Here is a 5,741-nt window from a genome sequence, read left to right as displayed (position 1 = left end):
CAAAGACAAACCCCCGACCCGCATAAGCGGATCGGGGGTTTGGGATAGAAGCTTGACGATGACCTACTCTCACATGGGGAGACCCCACACTACCATCGGCGATGCGTCGTTTCACTACTGAGTTCGGGATGGGATCAGGTGGTTCCAACGCTCTATGGTCGTCAAGCAATTCGGTTGCTGCTTCGGTTTTAGCCGCTGCAGCGAATTGGGTATGTGATCTTGGTAACGCGAATTCTTGCAAATTTTCGGTTTGTTTGTCGACTTACCGTCTAACAGCCAAATTGTTTGGGTGTTATATGGTCAAGCCTCACGGGCAATTAGTACTGGTTAGCTCAACGCCTCACAACGCTTACACACCCAGCCTATCAACGTCGTAGTCTTCGACGGCCCTTCAGGGAGCTCAAGGCTCCAGTGAGATCTCATCTTGAGGCGAGTTTCCCGCTTAGATGCTTTCAGCGGTTATCTCTTCCGAACATAGCTACCCGGCAATGCCACTGGCGTGACAACCGGAACACCAGAGGTTCGTCCACTCCGGTCCTCTCGTACTAGGAGCAGCCCCTCTCAAATCTCAAACGTCCACGGCAGATAGGGACCGAACTGTCTCACGACGTTCTAAACCCAGCTCGCGTACCACTTTAAATGGCGAACAGCCATACCCTTGGGACCGGCTTCAGCCCCAGGATGTGATGAGCCGACATCGAGGTGCCAAACACCGCCGTCGATATGAACTCTTGGGCGGTATCAGCCTGTTATCCCCGGAGTACCTTTTATCCGTTGAGCGATGGCCCTTCCATACAGAACCACCGGATCACTAAGACCTACTTTCGTACCTGCTCGACGTGTCTGTCTCGCAGTCAAGCGCGCTTTTGCCTTTATACTCTGCGACCGATTTCCGACCGGTCTGAGCGCACCTTCGTACTCCTCCGTTACTCTTTAGGAGGAGACCGCCCCAGTCAAACTACCCACCATACACTGTCCTCGATCCGGATAACGGACCAGAGTTAGAACCTCAAAGTTGCCAGGGTGGTATTTCAAGGTTGGCTCCACGCGAACTGGCGTCCACGCTTCAAAGCCTCCCACCTATCCTACACAAGCAAATTCAAAGTCCAGTGCAAAGCTATAGTAAAGGTTCACGGGGTCTTTCCGTCTAGCCGCGGATACACTGCATCTTCACAGCGATTTCAATTTCACTGAGTCTCGGGTGGAGACAGCGCCGCCATCGTTACGCCATTCGTGCAGGTCGGAACTTACCCGACAAGGAATTTCGCTACCTTAGGACCGTTATAGTTACGGCCGCCGTTTACCGGGGCTTCGATCAAGAGCTTCGCTTGCGCTAACCCCATCAATTAACCTTCCGGCACCGGGCAGGCGTCACACCCTATACGTCCACTTTCGTGTTTGCAGAGTGCTGTGTTTTTAATAAACAGTCGCAGCGGCCTGGTATCTTCGACCGGCATGGGCTTACTGAGTAAATCATTCACCCTCACCGGCGCACCTTCTCCCGAAGTTACGGTGCCATTTTGCCTAGTTCCTTCACCCGAGTTCTCTCAAGCGCCTTGGTATTCTCTACCCAACCACCTGTGTCGGTTTGGGGTACGGTTCCTAGTTACCTGAAGCTTAGAGGCTTTTCCTGGAAGCATGGCATCAACCACTTCGCTTTCTAAAAGAAAGCTCGTCATCAGCTCTCGACATTAAGACCCCGGATTTACCTAAGATCTCTGCCTACCACCTTAAACAAGGACAACCAACGCCTTGCTGGCCTAGCCTTCTCCGTCCCCCCATCGCAGTAACTAGAAGTACGGGAATATTAACCCGTTTCCCATCGACTACGCTCTTCAGCCTCGCCTTAGGGACCGACTCACCCTGCGTCGATTAACGTTGCGCAGGAACCCTTGGTCTTTCGGCGTGCGAGTTTTTCACTCGCATTGTCGTTACTCATGTCAGCATTCGCACTTCTGATACCTCCAGCAAGCTTCTCAACTCACCTTCACAGGCTTACAGAACGCTCCTCTACCGCTCAACTTACGTTGAACCCGTAGCTTCGGTGCATGGTTTGAGCCCCGTTACATCTTCCGCGCAGGCCGACTCGACTAGTGAGCTATTACGCTTTCTTTAAAGGATGGCTGCTTCTAAGCCAACCTCCTAGCTGTCTAAGCCTTCCCACATCGTTTCCCACTTAACCATGACTTTGGGACCTTAGCTGACGGTCTGGGTTGTTTCCCTTTTCACGACGGACGTTAGCACCCGCCGTGTGTCTCCCGTGCTGACACTTGCCGGTATTCGGAGTTTGCATCGGTTTGGTAAGTCGGGATGACCCCCTAGCCGAAACAGTGCTCTACCCCCAGCAGTGATACACGAGGCGCTACCTAAATAGCTTTCGAGGAGAACCAGCTATCTCCGAGCTTGATTAGCCTTTCACTCCGATCCACAGGTCATCCGCTAACTTTTCAACGGTAGTCGGTTCGGTCCTCCAGTCAGTGTTACCTAACCTTCAACCTGCCCATGGATAGATCGCCCGGTTTCGGGTCTATACCCAGCGACTAAACGCCCTATTAAGACTCGCTTTCGCTACGCCTCCCCTATTCGGTTAAGCTCGCCACTGAATATAAGTCGCTGACCCATTATACAAAAGGTACGCAGTCACCTAACAAAGTAGGCTCCCACTGCTTGTACGCATACGGTTTCAGGTTCTATTTCACTCCCCTCTCCGGGGTTCTTTTCGCCTTTCCCTCACGGTACTGGTTCACTATCGGTCAGTCAGTAGTATTTAGCCTTGGAGGATGGTCCCCCCATATTCAGACAAAGTTTCTCGTGCTCCGTCCTACTCGATTTCATTGAAAAGAGATTTTCGCGTACAGGGCTATCACCCACTATGGCCGCACTTTCCAGAGCGTTCCGCTAATCTCAAATCAACTTAAGGGCTAATCCCCGTTCGCTCGCCACTACTAAGGGAATCTCGGTTGATTTCTTTTCCTCAGGGTACTTAGATGTTTCAGTTCCCCTGGTTCGCCTCTTACACCTATGTATTCAGTGCAAGATACTGAGCTTGTGCTCAGTGGGTTTCCCCATTCAGACATCTCCGGATCACAGTCTGTTTGCCGACTCCCCGAAGCTTTTCGCAGGCTACCACGTCTTTCATCGCCTCTGACTGCCAAGGCATCCACCGTATGCGCTTCTTCACTTGACCATATAACCCCAAGCAATCTGGTTACTGTCTATAACGTGAAGACGACATTCGCCGAAAATTCGCGCTTGAATTCGCAAATTTTACCTTGAGCTATCCAATCATCAGTGAAAATGATCGAACAGTCACTTCTATCACATACCCAAATTTTTAAAGAACGATTCTGGTAAAGACCAGAAATCAACATTTCACAGCAAACCTGCAAATGTTCATTTCTGAACTCTAACGAGTGGTGGTGGAGCCAAGGAGGATCGAACTCCTGACCTCCTGCGTGCAAAGCAGGCGCTCTCCCAGCTGAGCTATGGCCCCAATGTCTTGAAGCCTGCGCCCCATAACATTGGTGGGTCTGGGCAGATTCGAACTGCCGACCTCACCCTTATCAGGGGTGCGCTCTAACCAACTGAGCTACAGACCCAATCGTCTTCGCAATGAATCAAGCAATTCGTGTGGGAGCTTATGAAGAAGCTGATGTCTTCGATTAAGGAGGTGATCCAGCCGCAGGTTCCCCTACGGCTACCTTGTTACGACTTCACCCCAGTCATGAATCACTCCGTGGTAACCGTCCCCCCGAAGGTTAGACTAGCTACTTCTGGAGCAACCCACTCCCATGGTGTGACGGGCGGTGTGTACAAGGCCCGGGAACGTATTCACCGTGACATTCTGATTCACGATTACTAGCGATTCCGACTTCACGCAGTCGAGTTGCAGACTGCGATCCGGACTACGATCGGTTTTATGGGATTAGCTCCACCTCGCGGCTTGGCAACCCTTTGTACCGACCATTGTAGCACGTGTGTAGCCCAGGCCGTAAGGGCCATGATGACTTGACGTCATCCCCACCTTCCTCCGGTTTGTCACCGGCAGTCTCCTTAGAGTGCCCACCATAATGTGCTGGTAACTAAGGACAAGGGTTGCGCTCGTTACGGGACTTAACCCAACATCTCACGACACGAGCTGACGACAGCCATGCAGCACCTGTGTCTGAGTTCCCGAAGGCACCCCGCCATCTCTGGCAGGTTCTCAGCATGTCAAGGCCTGGTAAGGTTCTTCGCGTTGCTTCGAATTAAACCACATGCTCCACCGCTTGTGCGGGCCCCCGTCAATTCATTTGAGTTTTAACCTTGCGGCCGTACTCCCCAGGCGGTCGACTTAATGCGTTAGCTGCGCCACTAAGATCTCAAGGATCCCAACGGCTAGTCGACATCGTTTACGGCGTGGACTACCAGGGTATCTAATCCTGTTTGCTCCCCACGCTTTCGCACCTCAGTGTCAGTATTAGCCCAGGTGGTCGCCTTCGCCACTGGTGTTCCTTCCTATATCTACGCATTTCACCGCTACACAGGAAATTCCACCACCCTCTGCCATACTCTAGCTCGCCAGTTTTGGATGCAGTTCCCAGGTTGAGCCCGGGGCTTTCACATCCAACTTAACGAACCACCTACGCGCGCTTTACGCCCAGTAATTCCGATTAACGCTTGCACCCTTCGTATTACCGCGGCTGCTGGCACGAAGTTAGCCGGTGCTTATTCTGTCGGTAACGTCAAAACAGCAAGGTATTAACTTACTGCCCTTCCTCCCAACTTAAAGTGCTTTACAATCCGAAGACCTTCTTCACACACGCGGCATGGCTGGATCAGGCTTTCGCCCATTGTCCAATATTCCCCACTGCTGCCTCCCGTAGGAGTCTGGACCGTGTCTCAGTTCCAGTGTGACTGATCATCCTCTCAGACCAGTTACGGATCGTCGCCTTGGTGAGCCTTTACCTCGCCAACTAGCTAATCCGACCTAGGCTCATCTGATAGCGTGAGGTCCGAAGATCCCCCACTTTCTCCCGTAGGACGTATGCGGTATTAGCGTTCCTTTCGAAACGTTGTCCCCCACTACCAGGCAGATTCCTAGGCATTACTCACCCGTCCGCCGCTGAATCAGAGAGCAAGCTCTCTTCATCCGCTCGACTTGCATGTGTTAGGCCTGCCGCCAGCGTTCAATCTGAGCCATGATCAAACTCTTCAGTTCAATACTGCTTGGGTTTTGAGAAAACCCTAAACTTGGCTCAGCAATCGCAAATCTCTTTACAAGTAAAGAGTAACTCTCGAATTAACGAGTGTTGCTTTGTGATGCTGATAATCATGCGACTATCAGTCTTACATTCACAAGCACCCACACGAATTGCTTGATTCAGTTGTTAAAGAGCGTTTCGATCAAGCCTTTCGTCTCAACCGAGGCCGCGCATTTTACAGCAGCCTTTCTCGCTGTCAAGCTGTTTTTCGAAAATCTCTTTTCTACTCAACCGCTTGCCGCTCCGATCAATCTTCATCTCTCGTCAGCGGGAGGCGAATCATACAGCGTTCAAAACCGCTGTCAACCACCTCTTTCACCGCTTCCGATCAATCCGACCGAAGCCACCAACAGGACTCAACCACCACCCTGCCAGCCCGGCGCATTCTACTCGAATCCGCCACCAACGCAACCCTCGATCTCAAAGCAACTTGTTGATTTACAAGAACTTTTAGCAGAGGACCGCGCCAGAAGTGGTGCGCATTATAGGGGGCTGAAA

Annotated in this window: 1 protein-coding gene, 2 tRNA genes and 3 rRNA genes; 1 reads left to right on the top strand and 5 read right to left on the bottom strand. The window is 51.8% G+C overall.

The features are described 5' to 3' along the window. Window positions 1-50: 50 nt before the first annotated feature. The 5 genes from rrf to NAV27_RS19030 form a co-directional block, all read right to left on the bottom strand. Window positions 51-166, bottom strand: a 5S ribosomal RNA gene (gene rrf, locus NAV27_RS19050). A 130-nt stretch (window positions 167-296) separates the two neighbouring features. Continuing rightward, a 23S ribosomal RNA gene (locus NAV27_RS19045) occupies window positions 297-3,187 on the bottom strand. Window positions 3,188-3,417: 230 nt separating this feature from the next. Next, window positions 3,418-3,493: transfer RNA gene (locus tag NAV27_RS19040), tRNA-Ala, on the bottom strand. A 29-nt stretch (window positions 3,494-3,522) separates the two neighbouring features. Next, a tRNA-Ile gene (locus NAV27_RS19035) sits at window positions 3,523-3,599 on the bottom strand. 64 nt (window positions 3,600-3,663) lie between these two features. Beyond that, a 16S ribosomal RNA gene (locus tag NAV27_RS19030) occupies window positions 3,664-5,200 on the bottom strand. The 16S, 23S and 5S rRNA genes sit together here with 2 tRNA genes alongside, the layout of an rRNA operon. Window positions 5,201-5,357: 157 nt before the next feature. On the opposite strand from NAV27_RS19030, the gene NAV27_RS19025 reads away from it, so the two are divergent. Continuing rightward, a partial coding sequence (locus NAV27_RS19025) for a hypothetical protein (protein ID WP_256055318.1) occupies window positions 5,358-5,741 on the top strand: 384 nt, incomplete at its 3' end.

This window comes from Stutzerimonas degradans, from assembly GCF_024448505.1.
GTDB classification, from domain to species: domain Bacteria; phylum Pseudomonadota; class Gammaproteobacteria; order Pseudomonadales; family Pseudomonadaceae; genus Stutzerimonas; species Stutzerimonas degradans.
The sequence above is the reverse complement of the archived record's forward strand: the minus strand, read 5'-3'. Positions and strand labels throughout refer to the sequence as shown.